This window comes from Chitinophaga fulva (assembly GCF_012927205.1).
GTDB classification, from domain to species: domain Bacteria; phylum Bacteroidota; class Bacteroidia; order Chitinophagales; family Chitinophagaceae; genus Chitinophaga; species Chitinophaga fulva.
Window position 1 is genome coordinate 403,206 of the sequence record NZ_JABBGC010000001.1, and the last position, 19,351, is coordinate 422,556.

Below are 19,351 nucleotides of genomic sequence, written 5' to 3' on the forward strand. Positions count from 1 at the left end.
GCATACGGAATGTGGGGCAGCAAATGGTGGCCACCGGTACTCCGGACCGGTGTACTGCCGGCACCTGCTGGCGTCGGGACCGCGGTGGTATCAACACCGGCGGGGCAGACGCTGAAACAGGCGCCTCTAACCAGGTGTCTTGATCATCATCGTATAAGCGTTTTAGTTAGAAAATAAGCTTGCATATGGGGATAATTTAGTTGAACAACAACAAGGGTCTTCCGTTTCTTATTATTTTCTCCGTAACCGGAACGATAACGATATCAACATGACTCCCGATATCACTGCATAAAAGCCAAACAACCATGTCAGCGTAATAGCAGCCGTTTCGGGGTTAGACAACAGCAGAATGCCAAAGAGTATAGACAGCAGTCCGCCAGCGATATACCAACCTTCACCGGTTATCAAAGCTCTTAGTCTGATCGCAATAATGATTTCAAAAATACCGGCCAGCATCGCCCAAAAGCCTACCAGGAAAATCAAAGCCGCACCAGTGGCAAAAGGATTGTATAATGTAAGGATACCTAATATAACACCTGTTAAACCAGACAACAAAAATATCCCCCAGTTCTCAGCAGTCTTGCGGGCGGCGATAGCGCCTACCACCGCAAAAACACCGGCGATAAAAAGGTAAGCTCCCAAAAAGACAATCAAAGTGGCGAAAGTAACCCCCGGCCATATGATAGCCAGCAATCCCAGCACCAATGCAAATATTCCTCTGAGCAAAAAAATCCACCAATAGGCACTATAAAAATTACGCATGCATCCTCGTTTTATAATTTCACAATGAGCACTCCGGCTAAATGAATAGGGTACAAAATCGCGTTTAAACAACCAGGTATATCTTGAGTTTTCATGGATACATTATAAAACGATGATGGCCTCCCTATGGAATTCCATGACAACATCGGCGCGGGACTAATGCATACATCCTGCGGGCACAATGGGTCATCAATGGAAAGGTGGCAGGTGCTTTCATGATGGTAAATTTATATGGTTACCAAATAGCGGGGTCTAAGTTTCCGGTTCAACAAATGACGAGCTTATACACCGCCTGATACTATAAATACCGATTTGAACAACAACAGGTTTGTCGAAAAATGTTTTAAAGGGTTTTTTCCTGACTCTCGAAAAAAAATCGTCCGATCTCACTCAAATGACAATGCTTACATTCAATCACAAATTCACATAAAATATATGATATATATATCTATTATTTTAAGCTAGGACACTATACACAATTTATAAAATTTTGTTAAAAAAAACAAAAAAAACTGAACTGTGATGGTCATGATTCCTGCTGATGCCCCTGATTCACGGAGATCACAGCGGAGACAGATACCGAGAATAGGATAGACAGGACTGCTACCGGTGCTGATAGTACCGAAAATAAGACAATGGAACATGTAGATGACTACCCTGGCAAATCATTAAGTCTGTTATATGACGACACCCTGTCTCAGAGGTTTAAAGTCGCTGTTTTTCTTTAGAAAAAATAATAGTGATCTCAAAAAAAACCGTCTTAATTGATGGCCTGTGGTCATCAATTAAGACGGTAAAATAGTGAGTGATATTAATTGCTGTAAGTCTCCTACCCACTTCTTCGCATCCATCTCCGCAAATCAGGAGCATCAGCAGGAATCATGGCCATCATAGTTTGGTGTCCGTCATCGCAATCTGCCAGGCGGTGTAAAACACCAGCTGCGCTCTCCTGGCCAGTAAATCGTAATTGATTTTCTCCACGGTATCTGTTGGCTGGTGATAATCGGCATGTGTGCCATTGAAATAAAAAATCACCGGAATACCATGACGGGCGAAGTTGTAGTGATCAGAACGATAGTAAAACTGATGCGGGTCGTTCGGATCGTTAAACTTGTAATCTAGCTTGAAACGCGTGAAATTATTATTCACGTTCTCACTGAGCGGGCGCAACGCGCTGCTGATTTTATCATCCCCGATGATGTAGATATAGTTGGGATCATGCTCATGCTCCGGATCAATACGTCCAATCATGTCAATATTCAGGTCCACCACGGTTTTGGCCAGCGGATATACCGGATTTGATGTATAATAGTCAGATCCCAGCAAACCTTTTTCTTCGCCGGAAACAGTCATGAACACTATGCTTCTGCGGGGCCGGTGGCCTTCACGGGCGGCCTTTCCGAAAGCTTTTGCCATTTCTATGACGGCGGTGGTCCCTGAGCCGTCGTCATCTGCGCCATAGTTGATTTTGCCATCTACAATGCCCAGGTGATCATAATGCGCGGTAATAAATACCAGCTCATCTTTTTTGTCTGTTCCTTCGAGATAACCCAGCACATTGGAGGGCCGGAGCGTAAGGTCCTTTTTCTCAAAACGGATTTGCAGCGCTTGCGGCGCCTCTACAGGTAATAATCCTTTCTCAGCCTGCACGCTGTCCCGCCCCATGATGGCCGCTGCCATGACCGGGGTGATGTAATAAACGCCTGGTCTGCCGCTGGTATCACGGCTTTTGTAGATGTCTGTTCTGCGGAGATATTCCTGGTCCAGCAACCGGAAGCGGTTGGCGCTTTTACTCACGACCAGCAATGCGGTAGCGCCACGGAAAGCTGCCACCGCCGCTTTTTCCGTGGGATTGGCTTTTTCACGCAGCACACCCGTGGGCACGCCTTCGCGGACCATCACAATTTTACCTTTCACATCAAGCCCTTTGTAATCGTTGCGTTCAGGGGTAACGACGCCGTAACCGGCAAATATCACCCCGGCTTCCATATTGATATTGGGTGTTTCCTGCACATTGGCGTAGAAGTCAGTCCCGAAATGGAAAGTGCGGCCTCCGGTGGTAATGATGCCTGTTTCCAGGCTGTCGCGGTACAGTGGATAATGTTGCTCCCACTGGCCATTGGCTCCGGGTTGTAGTCCTGCTTCCCTGAACTGTGACAGAATATAGGCGGCAGCCCTTTTCTGCCCGCGTGTACCGGTTTCCCTTCCTTCCATCTCTTCTCCGGCAATAACGGCCAGTTGCGCTTTAGTTGATGCTGGCGTAATAGTGGCACCATAACGCAGGGCGGTGGCTTTTTCAAAAACTAGCGGGGATTTCCCTTGTGCGAATACAGTTGACAGCGAAAAGATACATACTGCCGTAGCTAACAATCTCATGAACTGTTTTTTGGTGAAACCGGATACCGGCTTATAAAAAAAGAGCCGGATTTTCATCCGGCTCTTTAAGTTACAAATATTATGAAAAGGTATTGGCCATCCTTAGTGGGGAATGGTCAAAAACCATTACAGACAGGCCATTTTGCTGACACGGTTCTGGTGACGGCCGCCTTCAAATGGTGTATCAATGAATACGTCTACCATCTGGTTAGCCACGGCTACGTCCACAAAACGGGCGGGAATACACAATACGTTCGCATTGTTATGGGAGCGTGCCAGCCTGGACAACTCTTCGCCCCAGCAGATGGCAGCGCGGATGCCCTGGTGCTTATTGGCCGTGATGGCCACTCCGTTGGCACTGCCGCAGACCAGGATACCGAAGGCTGCCAATCCTCTTTCAACGGCTGTAGATACCGGATGTGCGTAGTCCGGGTAATCCACTGAATCTTTGGTATGTGTGCCAAAATCTTTTACCGTCAGGCCTTTTGCTTCCAAATAGGAGATCACCTCCTCTTTGTATTCAAATCCGGCGTGGTCTGACCCAATAGCTACAGGCAAAGTAGTGTCAAAGGTAGTATGTTGTTGCATAGCGTTACTGTTTACGGTTAATAGTATCCACTTTTAAGACCATTCCTGCACTTCCTGTTTCCGCTCTACTGCTTCTCTGTCACGGAGCGCTTTTTTGGATATAAAGATACTGATTTCGTAAAGACAGTATAACGGCGTGAACACAATGAGCTGGTCTATCAGGTCCGGTGGTGTAATAATGGCCGCCAGGATCAGAATAACCACGATAGCGTGCCTTCTGTAGGCTTTCAGGAAGTCTGGTGTCAGAATGCCCAGTTTGGTCAGGAAAAACACCAATATTGGCAATTCAAACAAGATCCCCATACCCAGTACGATCTGTGTCATCAGATCGAAATAGTCATCAATGAAGAATTGGTTGACCGCCTTATCCGTAACAGTGTAAGACGCCAGGAAGTTGATGGTAAAAGGCGCCATCAGGAAATAGGCGAAACAGATACCGAGGAAAAACTGGAAAGACACCCAGAAAATAGCGCCCCTGGCGCCTTTCAGCTCTTTCTCTTTCAGCGCGGGTTTTACGAAGCGCCAGAATTCCCAGAAAATATAAGGGAAGGCGCATATAAAGCCAATCATAAAAGCCAGCTTGAACTGGAGCATGATCTGGCCCACCATCTTATAGTTCAGGAAGGTCACCTTCACGGGTGTAATACAAAGTTTATCACCCATGCCTATCAGATGGCCCAGTTTGCATAAAGCAGTGTAGGAAGGGAAGTTGGCGTTGGTAGGACCAAATATCACATTGTCCAGGATTTCCTGGGTATATACAAACCCGAATATACTGAACGCGACTAGTGCCAATGCTGATCTTACGAGGTGCCAGCGGAGATCTTCGAGGTGATCAAAAAACGACATCTCTGCCTTGTCCTCGTTATTGGAAAAAAGTTTCTTTAACATGATACGATCGATCGAAGTTGAATGTTTCTTCTACAGGAGCACAAATATAGCGGATGAAGACTAGAATTTACAGTGCAGGCACGATAAAGTATGCGGTTTTTAATAGTCTTTTAAGAAGAAGGAGAAGTACAACGGTGTGATGTTGTGTAAGATAGCGGGCGATGAGTAGGTATAAAAAAAAGAGCCAGCCCGAGAAGAATCAAGAGCCGGCCTTTCATCCATTGTTTGTTAACCCCAAAAAAGTTGAATTCGAGAATGTCTTTTGCTTCCAGTTCAGCTACTTACCTAATTGATGGCAAGCGTTCAGAATAAGTAAGAATCACTGGTCGCTTTTATTTTGTAATACAAAAATAACAAGAATTATTTTATTATCAATGTTGGAACACTTTTTTTACAACCTTTTAACAAAAATCAAATCATTGTGTTACATCATCTACAGCAAATGTATACAATCCGTGTTAAATTCCTACTACTTTTTTTGAAAACGTTTTAGCAAAATTGTTATTGTACCGTTAATACAAACATTATAAAAAAAATTATATCATATAAACATCGTATAACACCTGCTAAAAAACGGCTTTTTATCCCAGGATTTTCATCTTTACCATCTCAATCCGTGTATCCGTAACATTCAGTATATCAAACTCATAGTCTCCGATAATGATACGTTCTTTGATCTTTGGAATAGTTTCATGATGGTTGATGATATAACCGGACAATGTTTCGCTTTCATCTTCCGGAAAATCGAGACTATATTTTTCATTTAAGTAATCTAGTTCCAATCTGCCTGAGAAAATGTACTCTTTCTCGGCGATTTGTTTTTCCACGAACTCTTCTTCATCGTGTTCATCTTTGATCTCTCCGAAAATTTCTTCGAGTACATCTTCGATGGTCACAATACCTGCAGTACCACCAAACTCATCCACCACCCATGCAATGCTCTTACGTTCTTTATTGAACTTGCTCAGCAGGTCGATGGCGCTCATTGTTTCCGGTACAGCCAGTATCGGATGGATGATGCTTTCAATGTTCTGTGGATTTTTGAACATGTCCAGCTGATGAATATATCCGAGAATATTATCGATGGTAGTATCATAGATAATGATCTTGGACAGTTTGGTTTCCATGAATTTTTTCCTGGCATCGATGATCGGGTTTTTGATATCGAGTGCTTCGATTTCTTTACGCGGGATCAGGCAGCCACGGATTTTTACATGTGCCAGTGAAAGTGCATTTTCAAACAGTTCAGTATTCAGCTCCTGGTTTTCCCCCACATGCTGTTGCGACTGCCGGATGAAATGCTCTACATCCACACGGGTAAAGGATTCCCGTGTTTCAAGGATACGGACGTTGAAAAGATATTTCAGCATCCATTCAGAGATAGACACCAGCAGATTGCCGATTATATACAGTGGTTTGGCCACGATGGAAATAGGCAATGCAAAAAAGCTCAGCAGTGTTTCAGGACGTGAGCGGAAAATAGCTCTTGGAATGAAGAACCCGAGGAACAACATGGCTAGTGATGCCAGTAATATCTCCAGGAAAATCACCAGCGGCATGGGCACGTTGTCCGGCGTTGCGTTGCTTGCCTGCCATACAGGCTGAAAGAAACCGGCCAGCAGGATGCTGTAGATCACCACGGTGATGGTAAGCCCTACGAGGCTGGTAGCCAGAAAGCGGCTGGGGTGCTCGGTAAAACCGGCCAGTATTTTGCCGGTAGCTCTCCCCTGCTTTCTTTTGAGCTCAATGCTGAGTTTATTTACATTGGCAAAGGCAGCTTCAATGCCCGCAAAGAAGCCAGCCAGCAGTAAGAGAGAAACTAGAATTATAATTGTGTATCCGTCCATCCTAACAAAAATAATGAATTAGGTACACCAACGATCACCCTGCTATTTTATATTTAAAAAATCCTCCACGAGGTTTTTTACTTCTTCGTATGCGCGTTCCAGTTCATCGTTGACTACAATCTTGTCAAACTCATGAGCGAACGACAGTTCATACTGTGCCTTAGCCAGCCGCTCGTCGATCGATGCCTGTGTTTCCGTGCCTCTGTCACTGAGACGGTTACGCAGTGCGTCAATAGATGGTGGCTGAATAAAGATCGTCAGGGCTTTATGGTGGTAATGTTCTTTAATAGAGAGTGCGCCTTTTACATCGATGTCTACCATGGGGATCTGGTCATTGGTCCAGATACGTTCCAGTTCGCTTTTCAGCGTGCCGTAATATTTGCCGGCATACACCATTTCATATTCCGCGAAAGCATTTTCATCTATTTTGGTGTGGAATTCTTCGGTGGACATGAAATAATAGTCCCTTCCGTTCACCTCGCCGGCGCGGGCCGTACGGGTGGCGGCAGATATAGAAAAGGCCAATACAGGCATGCTGGCCAGCAGCTTCTTTACGATGGTGGTTTTACCCGCTCCGGAGGGGGCGGTGATAATGATGATCTTTTTTTCCATTATGCTAATAAAAAATCGAAATGTGGCGGTGTCATTCAAATGCAAAACCCAAAATCCGGCAAATGGTTGCCCGGAATTTGGGTTTTGAGGTAATATTAACCGTTTGTTTTTATACGCGCTTGATATCGGCTCCCAGGTTTCTCAACCGTTCGTCGATGTACTGGTAACCGCGGTCAATCTGGTCGATGTTCTGAATAGTGCTCTTTCCTTCTGCGCTGAGGGCAGCGATCAGGAGCGACACGCCGGCACGGATATCCGGGGAAGACATAGTTATACCACGCAGCGGGTGCTGGCGGCCCAGGCCTATTACCACGGCACGGTGCGGATCGCACAGTACGATCTGTGCGCCCATGTCAATGAGCTTATCCACGAAGAACAGACGGCTCTCGAACATTTTCTGGTGGATCATCACGCTGCCTTTGGCCTGTGTAGCCACTACCAGCACAATACTGAGCAGGTCGGGCGTGAAGCCGGGCCACGGATGATCTGCGATGGTCAGTATGGAACCATCCAGGAACGTCTGTATTTCATACGATTCCTGGGAAGGAATATAGATGTCGTTGCCTCTGATTTCCAGCTGAATGCCAAGGGAACGGAATTTCTCGGGGATGATACCGAGGCTTTCCACGCCGGCATTTTTGATGGTCAGCTCACTCTGTGTCATGGCAGCGAGGCCGATGAATGATCCTATTTCGATCATGTCCGGCAGCATGGTATGCTGACAGCCACCGAGGCTGGTCACCCCTTCAATGGTGAGCAGGTTGGAACCTACACCAGTGATGCGGGCGCCCATGCTGTTGAGCATTTTACAAAGCTGCTGCAGATAAGGTTCGCAGGCAGCATTGTAGATGGTGGTAATGCCCTGTGCCAGTACAGCGGCCATCACGATGTTGGCGGTACCGGTCACACTGGGCTCGTCCAGCAGCATATAAGTACCTTTCAGGCCACCAGGGGCCTCCAGGCGGAAATAGTTATCGTCAGATTCGTAGTTAAAACGTGCGCCCAGTTTTTCGAAACCGATGATGTGCGTGTCCAGACGGCGGCGGCCAATTTTGTCGCCTCCCGGCTTTGGGATCAGCGCTTTGCCAAATCTGGCCAGCAGCGGACCGGCAATCATCACGGAGCCACGCAGCCTGCCGGATTTCTTTTTAAAATCGGCACCCTGCAGATAGGCCAGGTCGATATCGTCTGCCTGAAACTCACATTTGTCGCGGCTGATACGGTTTACTTTTACACCGGCATCACCCAGCAGCTCAATCAACAAGTTGACATCTACTATATCGGGAATATTGTGAATGGTGACTTTCTCTGAAGTCAGCATCACGGCACTGATGATCTGTAAAGCCTCGTTTTTGGCACCCTGCGGTATAATTTCACCTTTGAGACGGTTGCCTCCTCTTACTTCAAAAGCACTGCTCACTTGTTCCTGTTTTTGTTGTATTTGTTATTGTGCTTGTTATTATTTTTTCCTCCGCCGCTGTTGCTTTTGAACTGTTTGTTCTGCTGGAAGTTTTTACGTTTGTTGGAACGGAAATGGTCGCCACCGCTGCTGGTATTGCCACCCAGATTAAAGCTGCCGGTTGTCTGTACAGATACAGATGATGCACTGCCGCCTGTCTGGAACTCCAGTCCGCCATTGGTGATAGCTGCCAATTCCGCCTTGATAGCGTCATCATGCACACTTTCCTTATGCCAGTTGGAATAGGCCAATTTCATGTAGTTACCGATGCACTGGGTAAAACCTTCTTTTTTCTCGGTGTTATCTTCATGCAGGGCTTTATCGATCACCATCTCCAGGTTTTTACCGAAGTGACGGTTACGTGGATATTTTTTGGGATAAGGCAAACGGTCCGGTTTAGCCCGCAAAGCTTCCTGTGTAGGCACCGGATAAGGTGATTCCACTTTCAGGGTGAAGCCGGATATATTGAATATGTGGTCCCATAGTTTATGTCTGAAGTCTTCCACATTCCTCAAATGTGGATTCAGCGTACCCATTAATTCTATCACTGCCATAGCGTTGCGCTGGCGCTCCTCGTCGTCCTCTATGGTTCCCAGGAATTCCACCATTTTCTGGATATTCCGGCCATATTCCTTCATTATCAGGTAATTACGCGTGGTATTATATTCCATTATATGTATTTAAATGTATTATTGATGTAGGAACATCTTAAAGTGAAGATAGTAAAGTGACAACATCCATGCAAAAATAACAAAAAAATACGAGGAACATTTAACACGGCAGCATTGTTAAGTGAGCTAAAACGACGGTTATGGAACTTCTGAAAGACAAGGTGGCATTGGTAACCGGAGGAGGCTCGGGCATTGGCCGCAGCGTAGCAGAACTATATGCCCGCAACGGCGCCAGCGTGATCGTCAGTGATATTGACGACCGGGGCGGACAAGCCGTGGTGGAGGAAATAAAGCACGCCGGCGGCAAAGCGTTTTTTGTAAAAGCTGATGTGAGCAAAGCGGCGGACAACGAGCAGCTGGTAGCCGCCACCATCAAGGAATACGGCAAGCTGGACATCGCCTGCAACAATGCGGGCATTGGCGGCGAATCTGCCCCCACCGGGAACTACAAGCTCACGATTTATTGAAACACCTTTATTAACCAAACATCTGAGCCAGCAGGAGATGCAGGCATTGGTAGGTTTGCATCCCATAGGCCGGTTGGGCAAGCCGGAGGAAGTGGCGGAACTTGTATTATGGCTAAGCGCCCCCCTCTCTTCCTTCGTAACCGGTGGTTATTACCCGGTAGACGGGGCATACCTGGCTCAATGATTTGGAAATTTGGGTATTTTGATATTTGGTTATTTGACCGGTATTTGGTTTTAAGTGTTTGTTTTTAAGGAGATTTTCCTTTAAATAGCAACCTGTAATAACAACATCTCCATCAATAACTAAATATCAAAATACCCAAATATCAAAATGTATAAATCCCCTCTCCTGCTACTGCATGGCGCCCTTGGGGCTGCAACACAGTTCAAAACGCTGGCAGACCAACTGGAACCCTACTACGACATTCATACGATCAACTTCAGTGGCCACGGCCAGGTGCCGTTTTCCCCCAATGGTTTTAATATACAGGTGTTTGCCGCAGAGGTACTGGAATACCTCGATCAGCATCAGCTTGACTTTGTACATATTTTCGGATACAGCATGGGGGGTTATGTGGCCATGTACCTGGCCCGGCATTATCCGGAAAAGATAGGCAGAGTGATGACGCTGGCCACCAAATATAACTGGAACGAAGCCACTGCAGGCAAAGAGGTAAAACAGCTGAACCCGGAGCTAATAGCCGAAAAAGTACCCGGCTTTGCTAAACTGCTGGAGGAAAGGCATACCTCCAACGACTGGAAAGAAGTGGTTACACGTACGGCACAACTGATCGAAGACCTGGGCCACCAGTCGTTATTGAAGGCACACGATTATGCACAGGTGGCATCTCCATGTATGCTGATGATGGGAGACCGCGACAATATGGTGTCTTTCACGGAGACAATAGAAGTATACCGGTCCCTGCCGGAAGCCCAAATGACTATTTTACCAGACACGGCACATCCGCTGGAAAAGGCAGATGTACCGCTGCTGGCATATTATATCAAAAGATTTACTACACAGAAAATAGACTAGGGGTTATTCGCCCATCGCCAGTTTACCCCAGTTATTCAGTTCTTCTTCCGTCCACAGCTCCGGGAAAAATATAATGCGCTTGTTTTTCGGAGGCAGGAACTGTTGCCAGTTGGTCCCTCCTGTAGCGGCAATATCTTCCGGTTTTTTATGCAGGTACCTGACAGCTGACTTATAGTGCATCAGGGGCCATCTCACGTTGATGTTCAGGTCATATTCCTTCAACAGGGGGATAACAATCGCTTTATCGGCCTCCGACAGTTGCTGATAGGCAGCCTGGATATTAGATTGCTCGTACCGGGTAGCCAGTTGCAGGAAAGGTCCCATATATTTCTTCTCAAACTGCTGCAGGGTAAGGGTCTTCTTTCCAGTAGCCAGTTCGGTGGCGCCGCTTCTCCAGTAAATGTTGTCCAGTACCGTTTTCAGGTCACAATTTTCCATGCCGGGGCGCTGGGGCTCATAAACCAGGTTAGGCAGCCGGGTGGAACAAATCTCGATCATCCTGAATTGTCCGCTCTGGAAGCCGCTGGCCGGCAGTAGTGCCATTCTGAATTGCAGGAACTGATCTTTATCCATGCCGTCGACCATGATCTCAAAAGAGTTGACCAGGTTGCGGAAATAGTTATTGATCCGTCTTAACTGTGTGGTAAACACAGTCGCGGTCCGCTCCGGCGCAAAGCTGATCTGTTCGATCGCCTGTAGCGTCAGTTTAAAATACAATTCCGTTATCTGGTGATAAATGATGAAGATGTTTTCATCCGGAATCGGCGTGCGCGGATGTTGCAGATTCAGCAACACATCCAGTTGGATATAATCCCAGTATGTCAGATAATCCGCATATAGCAGCCCGTCGAGATAGGAAGACAGGTTCTGCCCCATAGCGGCGTATTTTTCTTCCAGCCGTTTTATTTTATCGGCAATTTCTGTTGTAACCATTGGCGGAAATTAATCATTCCGGATGAAAAAGCAACTGCAGCTGTTTCCGGGTCCGGCCTGCCTTAATTACTCCACCACGTTGATAGTGCGGTAAAAACTTTCTTCGAGAGAGATGAGGGTTTCTGTTCTTTCAATTCCTTTTATTTTCTGTAATTCATCGTGGAGGATACGGCGTAACTGGGTAATGTCTTTACAGATGATTTCAGCGAACATGCTGTAGCTGCCGGTGGTGTAGTTGAGGCGTACCATTTCCGGGATTTTACGCAGTTCTTTGGCTACTGTATCATACATGGAGCTTTTTTCCAGGTAAATACCAATAAAGGCAATTACATCATAGCCGATCATTTTCAAATCTACATGTAATTTAGTACCTTTAACTATACCCAGTTCTTGCAATTTCTTCATTCTCACATGAATAGTGCCGCCGGAAACGAACAGTTTTTTCCCCAGATCGGCGTAGGAGATCTCAGCATTATTCATCATCTCGCTGATAATCTGCAAATCGAGTTTGTCAATATTCAAATTGTGGCTCATTTTTACAATTTGTTTTTGAATGTTTTAAAGTTATATGCAAATATTTAAAAAATATCGAAAATTCAAAAATTTTTCTTAAAAAATTTGCAAAGAATCGCCCGCGTCTTTAGATTTGCATTATAATCATTACGAAATAAGCCACCGGAAAGAACGTGACAGTAATGATAATAAAAATTGTGGGATGATGAAACTGGCAGACATGCCCCCTTGTCTCGGGGGTGGGGAGTTCGGGATAAACGTAGCATAAATGGGTTGACCACTAATCTTAATTGTGCTATGGCTAACTGCCCCGTGGAGGTTCGACTCCTCCTCCTACAGCCAAATTGGTTTAAAGAGCTCGTGAGCCTATGGCTCATGGGCTTTTTTCATTTTGATATTTAGCTATTTTGAAATTTGTTTATTGGGAGAGTCTCTTAATGGCATAATGGTTAAATAACCCAACAAGCCCCCAATAGCCAAATGACCAAATGGCTAAATAAAAAAATATCGTGGTATTTTTGCGCCTAATGGGACAGAAAAAACTACAACGCTTTGCTGAAATTGAGACCTTCCCCAATGTATTGATATACCCGGAAGGCATGCAGGGAAAATGGAACGAGTACTTTAAAAACAACCATCCGGTCACCCTGGAACTGGCCTGTGGCAAAGGGGATTATACCCTTGGAATGGGCCGCCTTTTTAAAGATCAGAACTTTATCGGGGTAGACCTGAAAGGCAACCGCATCTGGAGAGGCGCTAAAACAGCCCTCGACGAATCGCTCAATAATGTGGCATTCCTTCGTACACAGATCGAAAAACTGGACAACTATTTTGCGCCCGGAGAAATCAAGGACATCTGGATCACCTTCCCCGACCCTTTTCTCCGTAAGTCCAAAGCCCGCAAAAGACTGACGCATCCGCGCTTTCTTCAGCTGTATCAGCCGCTGCTGGCAACGGGCGCTACCATCAATCTGAAAACAGATTCCCCGGAATTATATGCTTTCACACAGGAAGTGATCGCCGCCGCCGGCCTCACCCTTATCGAAGATATCCCGGATGTGTACGCAATGCCGGAAGTACCGGCCCTGCTGAAAATACAGACCTACTACGAAGGCATGCACCTCGCAGATGGCCGCACCATCCGTTACCTGAAATTCCGGCTGCCAGATACACCATTGAACTGGCGCAGCATAAAACTGCCTTCCGATGAAGCAACCGTTGGTGGAGAAGATTGATTTTTACTATAACGCGGAGGGCTATATGGTATTTACCGAAAAATATCACCTGGACCGGGGCTACTGCTGTGGCAACGGCTGCAAACATTGTCCATTTTCATATGAAAACGTACCCGAACCCAAAAAGTCCATCCTCCGCGAAAAACGCCGCAACGAAGAAAAAGACGGACGACCCTAAACCCGTCTCTTTCTTCGATGTAGTGTATAAAATAGTGCGTAAAATACCGAAGGGCCGCGTCACTACCTACGGCGCCATCGCTGAAGCCGCGGACATCAAACTAACGCCCCGCATGGTGGGATGGGCCATGAACGGCGCAGGCAGCGCCAACCCGGCCGTACCCGCCCATCGCGTGGTCAACCGTAACGGTGAACTCAGCGGCCGCCAGTTCTTTCCCACCCCTACCCTGATGCAGGAACTGTTGGAACAGGAAGGCGTCACCATCAAAAATGATAAGGTCAGCGACTTTAAAACAGTATTTTGGGACCCGGGCAAACCCAAAACTGCTTCCGCTAAGAAAGCCGTCAAAAAAACTGTCAAAAAGAAAGCCTGAGCACTAATTCCCCCGAATCACCTTATTTTTATATTATGTCGATACTTAAATTGAAACTGGACCAGGAGCAGTTGGTAGAGGATTTCTTTGAAAACACCCACCTGATCGGTATCGCCTCTACCGCCCGTGATTACCAGCTCTGCTGGCAAATCAACCGGCAACTGTATACCAATTTCAGGGTCAACAATCTGCTGGAGATCACCCTTTCCAAGAAAAACAGGTCGTTCCATTTCACGGTGATGGAATTCCATGAGCCGACCAATTCCGTATCCCATTACTTCTATAACAACCACTGTCAGGCTGAGTTCCTGTTGCCCGAACTCAAAAATATCCACTTCCTCTGGATGATCAAGGGCGACTATTACCAGGCTGATGATGTCAAAAAATTATTGGAACAATTACGCGTTGTTCCCCTCGTACAATTAGTATCTTTACTGGATACCAGGGAGATCAAAAATAAAATGAACCTCATTTTTTAAGACAGGAAGACGACCAACAGCTGTTACATACATCATATTTTGACCAGTACCCTAGTGAATTGCCGCATTTTCACCTTTAAACACTTGCTGTATGTGGGAAGAAAAAGACAATCAACTGCACCGGGCTTTTACATTTAAAGATTTCCGGGAGGCATTCGGGTTTATGGCCCGGGTGGCGCTGGTCGCAGAAAAAATGGACCACCACCCCTACTGGACCAATGTCTATAACAAAGTGGACATCTACCTCAGTACACACGACGCAGGCAATGTGGTAACTGAAAAAGACCGCGCGCTGGCAAAAGAGATCGATCAATTATTATAATTAAATCCATACACCATTTGTGAAGCGCATTATCATCTTAATGCTGTTGTTGTACTGTTTCACCGCAGGCGCCCTTGCCTTTAACCCCACTCCGGACACCCTGACAGCAAAAGAAGGTTTTGCTGCCTCGGCCCTGGATCTGCGCCCCTACATAAGCAGCCTCTCCGATCAGGAGGGCCATCTGACCATCCAGCAGGTGGTACACCTGCCTTTTACTGCTACCCCGCAACTTTTTCACAACTACAAAAAAAATAACGGCCAGGTTAATAACTGCTGGTTCCGGCTACAGGTGAAAAACGAAGGCTCAGACAGCCTGACCGCCATTCTCTTTGCCGGTTGGCATGACTTCATGGACTGGTACGAAAAATCCCCCGGCGATACGCCCGTCCTCCTGATGCAGACAGGTCTCATGTACGACAAAGGCGGCGTGGAAAGATGGGACCACTACGGCTTCAACGTTAATGTACCCCCTCACCAGGTCCGTACCTTCTACCTGCACATCATCAACAAGTCGTACAACGAAAACCCGCTCATGCCCAGCCTTTTCAGCGAACAGGCTTTTGCGCGGTTTCACAACCGGGAACAGGACAGTTACCGCAAAGAGGCCGTTATTATACAGGTGTTGCTGGGCATGCTCCTCGTTTTCTTCAGTATCTCGATTATCAACTATATCCAGTTGCCTGACCGGTCCTATATTTACTTTGCCATTTATATCCTTGGACTGATCCTGTTTTTCGCACTGCGACTGGAAAGCAAGCCCTATCAGCTTTCGTTCTTCCACCGCTGGCCTATGTTGAAATACTACTGGGACATACCGGGGCTGCTGTTCTGTTTTTATCTCATGTACCTCATGTTCGGCAATACTTTCCTGAACCTGAAAGAGCGGTACCCCTTCATGGAACAGGTGTTCACCTGGGTAGCTACCGTAGTGGGGGGACTGATCATCGTCTGTATTTATTGTATCCTGATGGAGCAATATCATCTCCCGGTGATCATCTACAGCTACGTATATTTCTGTACGTTACTACCGTTGCTGGTAGTATTTGTGGCACTGGCCCGGCGCTCCCGTCATCATCCGTTGCTGCGCTTTTTCCTGTATGGGTCTGTATGCCTGTACCTGGCCTGCCTCGGCTCTTTCCTCATGCATATCAAGCCCCTGGGCCTATTGAGCGCGTTGGGTGAACTGGCCGCGCCCAGCATACTACTCATTGGCGGGGTACTGTTGCAGGCCATGTTTTTCCTGGCCGGTCTCAGTTACCGTAACAAGCTGGTACACCTGGAAAGGACCCGTACCCAGGAGTTGCTGATCAAACAGCTCAATAAAAACAAAGAGTTGCAACGCAAGCTCAATGAGCAACTCGAAGAACTGGTGAAAGAGCAGACCACAGAAATATTACGCAAGAAACATGAGCTGGAAGAACAAAGGAAAATTCAGCTCGAAACAGAGTACGATAAAAAACTCACGGAGATAGAGCTCAAAGCCATTCGGGCGCAGATCAATCCGCACTTTATCTTCAACTGCCTGAATTCCATTCAGCTGTTCGTGATGCAGCGCGATTATGAATATGCCCAGAAGTACCTGTCAGACTTTTCCTACCTGATCCGGAAGACGCTGGATTTCTCGCGGCGTAACTTTATCTCCCTGGCAGATGAAATCACTTATCTCAATACTTACCTCGGCCTTGAAAAGATGCGGTTTGAAAACAGGATGGAGTACGAAATTGTAGTAGATCCGGAGATTGCCACTGCAGAACTGGAGATCCCGGCGATGCTGCTGCAGCCTTACGTGGAAAATGCCGTGAAACACGGCATGACCAATCCGCAGCAGCCTATTGGCCAGTTAACTATCCGGTTTACGCAGATTGCCGCAGACATGCTGGAATGTGTGATCGCCGACAATGGTATTGGTATTGCCCGCTCCCGTTCACTGCGCACGCTGCCCAAACACCACCAGTCGTCCGGTATGGAGATCAGCCAGAACAGGGCAGAACTGTTGAATAAAATGTACAATACGGAGATTCATATCGAGATCATAGACCTGTCGGCGCGGAATGAAGCAGATAGTGGCACGATAGTGAAGATCCTGATACCTCAACTATAATAATATATACATAAACGTTAGAGCAACATACTACTGTCATGATAAAAGCGGTGATCATTGATGATGAGCGAAACAGCCGGGACATCATAGCCCTGATGCTGGAGAAATATTGCCCCGAGGTAACGGTAGCGGCAACAGCTTCCGATTGTGCAGAAGGTATTGCGCGGATCAGGGAGCATCAACCGGAACTGGTATTCCTGGACCTTGAAATGCCCGATGGTACTGGCTTCGATGTGTTGCTGGGCACACGGGAAGAAATACCTTTCGAGGCCGTATTTGTAACTGCATTTGAGAAGAAGTTCCTGCATGTGATCCGTTGCGCTGAAGTGGAACTGATCCTCAAACCGATTGACAAAGAAAGCCTGTTGCAGGCTGTATCCCTGGTACACGAGCGGATTGCAGGCAATAGCAGCAAGCAGCGTTACCAGGTATTGCTGGAGAACTTTCATAACCTGCAACATGCCTCCTGGAAGCTGCTGATACAGGATACTAACGGGGAAACCCAAACGATATTCCTTCCTTCAGTGGAATGCCTGGAGTCGCGGCAGGACAACTGCCTGTTCCGGATGGATTCGGGGGCGGAAATTGAGGCGGTGCGGCCTTTCCGGTATTATGCCGATCTGTTTTCCTCGCTGCAGTTTTATCAGGTGAACAATATGCAGATGATACAGTTATCCAATATCAGCCAGATAGACGCCAACCATGGCAAGGTGATGCTGAAGAGCGGTATGGTGGTAGAGATTACGGAACGCCGCCGGAAGGACCTGCTGTCCCGTTTGCAGCGGTAGTGCTGCTTAGCGGGAAAAACGTATATGTAAATGCTGATTTTCCCGGCATTTACCCCATCTGTTTTACGCAATTTCAATATTTTGTTGACCCTCCTTCAATTTCCTTCAAACAAATCACTTCTTTTTTGACGGGCTGAACGTACCATACCCTGTTTTTTTTCTATTTGATGTATTTGCGCGGAGAATACGTAACAATTATTTAACAAAAAAATTTGGTGGAATAGGTTTTGGTCGTACTTTTGACTCGTCAAACAAAATAGTCAGACAGTCAGACTACGAAAATTGACGAAACTATCTATGGCAGAATTAGACCAGAAGCGAACACTTATCCTTGAGGCCGCTTTAAAGCGGTTCAAAAGGTTCGGTCTGTCAAAAACTACCATGGAAGAGATTGCCAGGGATTTGGACATCTCAAAAGGATCTTTGTATTATTATTTTTCAGATAAGGAATCCATTTATGTAGCGGTTGTGGAGCGTATGATAGCAGACTGTTTTCTTGACATGTCTGATTTTGTGGAAACAGCTACCTCTACCGATGCGATTATTAACCGGTATCTGGAATTGAAGGAAACCATGTTGAAAGAGTATCATTTTCTGTTTGGGATTAACCAATGGATAAAAGATATGCCCTCTACCCTGATGCGGCAAACGATCGAGTTGCTGCAGACAGTGGAAATTTCCTTCCTTTCCGCCACTATCAAAAAAGGGATTTGCCTGGGAGAGCTGAATGAAGACACTGATGCTGATGCAACAGCGCAGTTGTTGATCAACGTATTATTCGGACTATGGGTAATATGGTGTAAATGGCAGGTAACAGGCTTTAACCCGCAGGACCGTGAAGCGCTGCATTGTTTCATGGACCGGGAAAAAAGAGTATTGGATATTTTCTTTAATGGATTAAGATATAGACCAGCAATCAACCAAGCTAGGCTTTAATGTATGTAGAAGAATCAAAGAAACACGAGAACAGTTTTAATGTATATTTAAATTTTACGAAAGATGAAAAAGTTGATTGTAATGGCCGCAGTAGTACTGTTCGGCACACAAGTAGCAAAGGCTCAGTTATCAAAAGGCGATGTTATCCTGGGCGGAACAGTTAATGTAAAAACCACTTCTGCGAAAGTAAAAGACGGTGATGACAAAACCACCAATACCTCTTTCGGTGTTAGCCCTAAAGTTGGTTACGCACTGAACTCTAACTGGGTAATCGGTGTTTTCGCTGAAACTCAGTTCGGTAATAAGAAAGTTAGCACCAAAACTGGTGATGTTAAAACCAAAACCCTGGATATCACTCCTGGTGTCTTCGTTCGCAACTACCATATGATCGGTCAGAGCAAATTTGCTTTCTTTGCTGAAGCAAATGCTGGTTACGGTTTTGGTAACACTAAAGTAGACGGTAGCAAAATCGAAAGCTACAATGGCTTCGCAGTAAACGTACTGCCTGGTATCACTTACTTCGTGACTAAACACTTCATGATTGAAGGTGCTTTCGGTGGTCTGAACTACACTTATGCTCAGAACAAAGCTGAAGCAACTGGTATTAAAACCAACGTTAGCAGCTTCGACTTCAACTTCACTAAACAGTTGAACCTGGGTGTTAACTTCATTTTCTAGTCTGAATTGATTGATGTTTTACATAAGAAAGTCAAAAGGTTAGATAGATTGGATAATCCCGCTGCAGTATTACTGTAGCGGGATTCTTGTTTTAAGTAGTTTTTGT

The 19,351-nt window shown here is 46.2% G+C and carries 23 protein-coding genes; 13 read left to right on the plus strand and 10 right to left on the minus strand.

What is annotated here, in order from left to right; all coding sequences use genetic code 11:
* Nucleotides 1-11 precede the first annotated feature (11 nt).
* Nucleotides 12-143, plus strand: coding sequence for a hypothetical protein (locus tag HHL17_RS33690; protein WP_262889020.1), 132 nt, complete (start codon nucleotides 12-14; stop codon nucleotides 141-143).
* A gap of 88 nt (nucleotides 144-231) precedes the next feature.
* Here the strand turns inward: HHL17_RS33690 and HHL17_RS01740 are convergent, their stop codons facing one another.
* From HHL17_RS01740 to HHL17_RS01775, 8 genes are all read right to left on the minus strand, one after another.
* Nucleotides 232-762 (minus strand): HdeD family acid-resistance protein, encoded by a 531-nt coding sequence (locus HHL17_RS01740; protein WP_169223082.1) that lies wholly within the window; start codon nucleotides 760-762, stop codon nucleotides 232-234.
* Between the two features lie 888 nt (nucleotides 763-1,650).
* The gene (locus tag HHL17_RS01745) at nucleotides 1,651-3,138 is read right to left on the minus strand and encodes a M28 family peptidase (RefSeq protein WP_169223083.1); all 1,488 of its coding nucleotides are present in this window, start codon (nucleotides 3,136-3,138) and stop codon (nucleotides 1,651-1,653) included.
* Between the two features lie 126 nt (nucleotides 3,139-3,264).
* Nucleotides 3,265-3,726: a ribose 5-phosphate isomerase B gene (gene rpiB / locus HHL17_RS01750; protein ID WP_169223084.1), complete on the minus strand. Its 462-nt coding sequence runs from the start codon at nucleotides 3,724-3,726 to the stop codon at nucleotides 3,265-3,267.
* 33 nt (nucleotides 3,727-3,759) lie between these two features.
* Nucleotides 3,760-4,617, minus strand: coding sequence for a twin-arginine translocase subunit TatC (gene tatC / locus HHL17_RS01755; protein WP_169223085.1), 858 nt, complete (start codon nucleotides 4,615-4,617; stop codon nucleotides 3,760-3,762).
* A 581-nt stretch (nucleotides 4,618-5,198) separates the two neighbouring features.
* Nucleotides 5,199-6,464, minus strand: a complete 1,266-nt coding sequence (locus HHL17_RS01760; protein WP_169223086.1) for a hemolysin family protein — start codon at nucleotides 6,462-6,464, stop codon at nucleotides 5,199-5,201.
* A 42-nt stretch (nucleotides 6,465-6,506) separates the two neighbouring features.
* Complete coding sequence (gmk, locus tag HHL17_RS01765) at nucleotides 6,507-7,076, minus strand: guanylate kinase (RefSeq protein WP_169223087.1); 570 nt, start codon at nucleotides 7,074-7,076, stop codon at nucleotides 6,507-6,509.
* A gap of 109 nt (nucleotides 7,077-7,185) precedes the next feature.
* On the minus strand, nucleotides 7,186-8,496 hold the full coding sequence (murA, locus tag HHL17_RS01770) for a UDP-N-acetylglucosamine 1-carboxyvinyltransferase (RefSeq protein ID WP_169223088.1): 1,311 nt from the start codon (nucleotides 8,494-8,496) through the stop codon (nucleotides 7,186-7,188).
* The gene (locus HHL17_RS01775) at nucleotides 8,493-9,206 is read right to left on the minus strand and encodes a DUF4290 domain-containing protein (protein WP_169223089.1); all 714 of its coding nucleotides are present in this window, start codon (nucleotides 9,204-9,206) and stop codon (nucleotides 8,493-8,495) included. Before HHL17_RS01775 ends, murA begins: the two co-directional genes overlap by 4 nt.
* A gap of 140 nt (nucleotides 9,207-9,346) precedes the next feature.
* Between HHL17_RS01775 and HHL17_RS33330 the strand changes: the two genes are divergently transcribed.
* The 3 genes from HHL17_RS33330 (at nucleotide 9,347) to HHL17_RS01785 (ending at nucleotide 10,709) form a co-directional block, all read left to right on the plus strand.
* The gene (locus HHL17_RS33330; RefSeq protein ID WP_206155889.1) at nucleotides 9,347-9,673 is read left to right on the plus strand and encodes an SDR family NAD(P)-dependent oxidoreductase; all 327 of its coding nucleotides are present in this window, start codon (nucleotides 9,347-9,349) and stop codon (nucleotides 9,671-9,673) included.
* A complete protein-coding gene (locus HHL17_RS33335; RefSeq protein ID WP_240975069.1) occupies nucleotides 9,615-9,857 on the plus strand; it encodes an SDR family oxidoreductase in 243 nt (80 codons plus the stop codon). The genes HHL17_RS33330 and HHL17_RS33335 overlap by 59 nt, the downstream gene beginning before the upstream one ends.
* A gap of 147 nt (nucleotides 9,858-10,004) precedes the next feature.
* The gene (locus HHL17_RS01785) at nucleotides 10,005-10,709 is read left to right on the plus strand and encodes an alpha/beta fold hydrolase (RefSeq protein ID WP_169223090.1); all 705 of its coding nucleotides are present in this window, start codon (nucleotides 10,005-10,007) and stop codon (nucleotides 10,707-10,709) included.
* Nucleotides 10,710-10,712: 3 nt separating this feature from the next.
* Here HHL17_RS01785 and HHL17_RS01790 read toward each other — a convergent pair whose 3' ends face one another.
* Nucleotides 10,713-11,642 carry a tryptophan 2,3-dioxygenase family protein gene (locus tag HHL17_RS01790; protein WP_169223091.1) on the minus strand — a complete coding sequence of 310 codons (930 nt, stop codon included), beginning with the start codon at nucleotides 11,640-11,642 and terminating at the stop codon, nucleotides 10,713-10,715.
* Between the two features lie 66 nt (nucleotides 11,643-11,708).
* Complete coding sequence (locus tag HHL17_RS01795) at nucleotides 11,709-12,176, minus strand: Lrp/AsnC ligand binding domain-containing protein (protein ID WP_029465139.1); 468 nt, start codon at nucleotides 12,174-12,176, stop codon at nucleotides 11,709-11,711.
* A 506-nt stretch (nucleotides 12,177-12,682) separates the two neighbouring features.
* Here HHL17_RS01795 and trmB point away from each other — a divergent pair.
* The 9 genes from trmB (at nucleotide 12,683) to HHL17_RS01840 (ending at nucleotide 19,245) form a co-directional block, all read left to right on the plus strand.
* Nucleotides 12,683-13,390 carry a tRNA (guanosine(46)-N7)-methyltransferase TrmB gene (gene trmB, locus HHL17_RS01800; RefSeq protein ID WP_169223092.1) on the plus strand — a complete coding sequence of 236 codons (708 nt, stop codon included), beginning with the start codon at nucleotides 12,683-12,685 and terminating at the stop codon, nucleotides 13,388-13,390.
* Nucleotides 13,362-13,568, plus strand: a complete 207-nt coding sequence (locus HHL17_RS33805) for a DUF5522 domain-containing protein (protein ID WP_169223093.1) — start codon at nucleotides 13,362-13,364, stop codon at nucleotides 13,566-13,568. Before trmB ends, HHL17_RS33805 begins: the two co-directional genes overlap by 29 nt.
* On the plus strand, nucleotides 13,492-13,941 hold the full coding sequence (locus tag HHL17_RS01810; protein WP_169223094.1) for an MGMT family protein: 450 nt from the start codon (nucleotides 13,492-13,494) through the stop codon (nucleotides 13,939-13,941). The genes HHL17_RS33805 and HHL17_RS01810 overlap by 77 nt, the downstream gene beginning before the upstream one ends.
* A gap of 35 nt (nucleotides 13,942-13,976) precedes the next feature.
* Nucleotides 13,977-14,420, plus strand: coding sequence for an IPExxxVDY family protein (locus HHL17_RS01815; RefSeq protein ID WP_169223095.1), 444 nt, complete (start codon nucleotides 13,977-13,979; stop codon nucleotides 14,418-14,420).
* 91 nt (nucleotides 14,421-14,511) lie between these two features.
* Nucleotides 14,512-14,742, plus strand: coding sequence for a 4a-hydroxytetrahydrobiopterin dehydratase (locus HHL17_RS01820; protein WP_169223096.1), 231 nt, complete (start codon nucleotides 14,512-14,514; stop codon nucleotides 14,740-14,742).
* A 19-nt stretch (nucleotides 14,743-14,761) separates the two neighbouring features.
* The gene (locus HHL17_RS01825) at nucleotides 14,762-16,843 is read left to right on the plus strand and encodes a histidine kinase (protein WP_169223097.1); all 2,082 of its coding nucleotides are present in this window, start codon (nucleotides 14,762-14,764) and stop codon (nucleotides 16,841-16,843) included.
* Nucleotides 16,844-16,881: 38 nt separating this feature from the next.
* Entirely contained in the window at nucleotides 16,882-17,631 is a 750-nt protein-coding gene (locus tag HHL17_RS01830) for a LytR/AlgR family response regulator transcription factor (protein ID WP_169223098.1), read from the plus strand.
* A 297-nt stretch (nucleotides 17,632-17,928) separates the two neighbouring features.
* Entirely contained in the window at nucleotides 17,929-18,567 is a 639-nt protein-coding gene (locus tag HHL17_RS01835; RefSeq protein WP_169223099.1) for a TetR/AcrR family transcriptional regulator, read from the plus strand.
* A gap of 63 nt (nucleotides 18,568-18,630) precedes the next feature.
* The gene (locus HHL17_RS01840; protein WP_169223100.1) at nucleotides 18,631-19,245 is read left to right on the plus strand and encodes an outer membrane beta-barrel protein; all 615 of its coding nucleotides are present in this window, start codon (nucleotides 18,631-18,633) and stop codon (nucleotides 19,243-19,245) included.
* The last annotated feature ends 106 nt before the right edge of the window (nucleotides 19,246-19,351 follow it).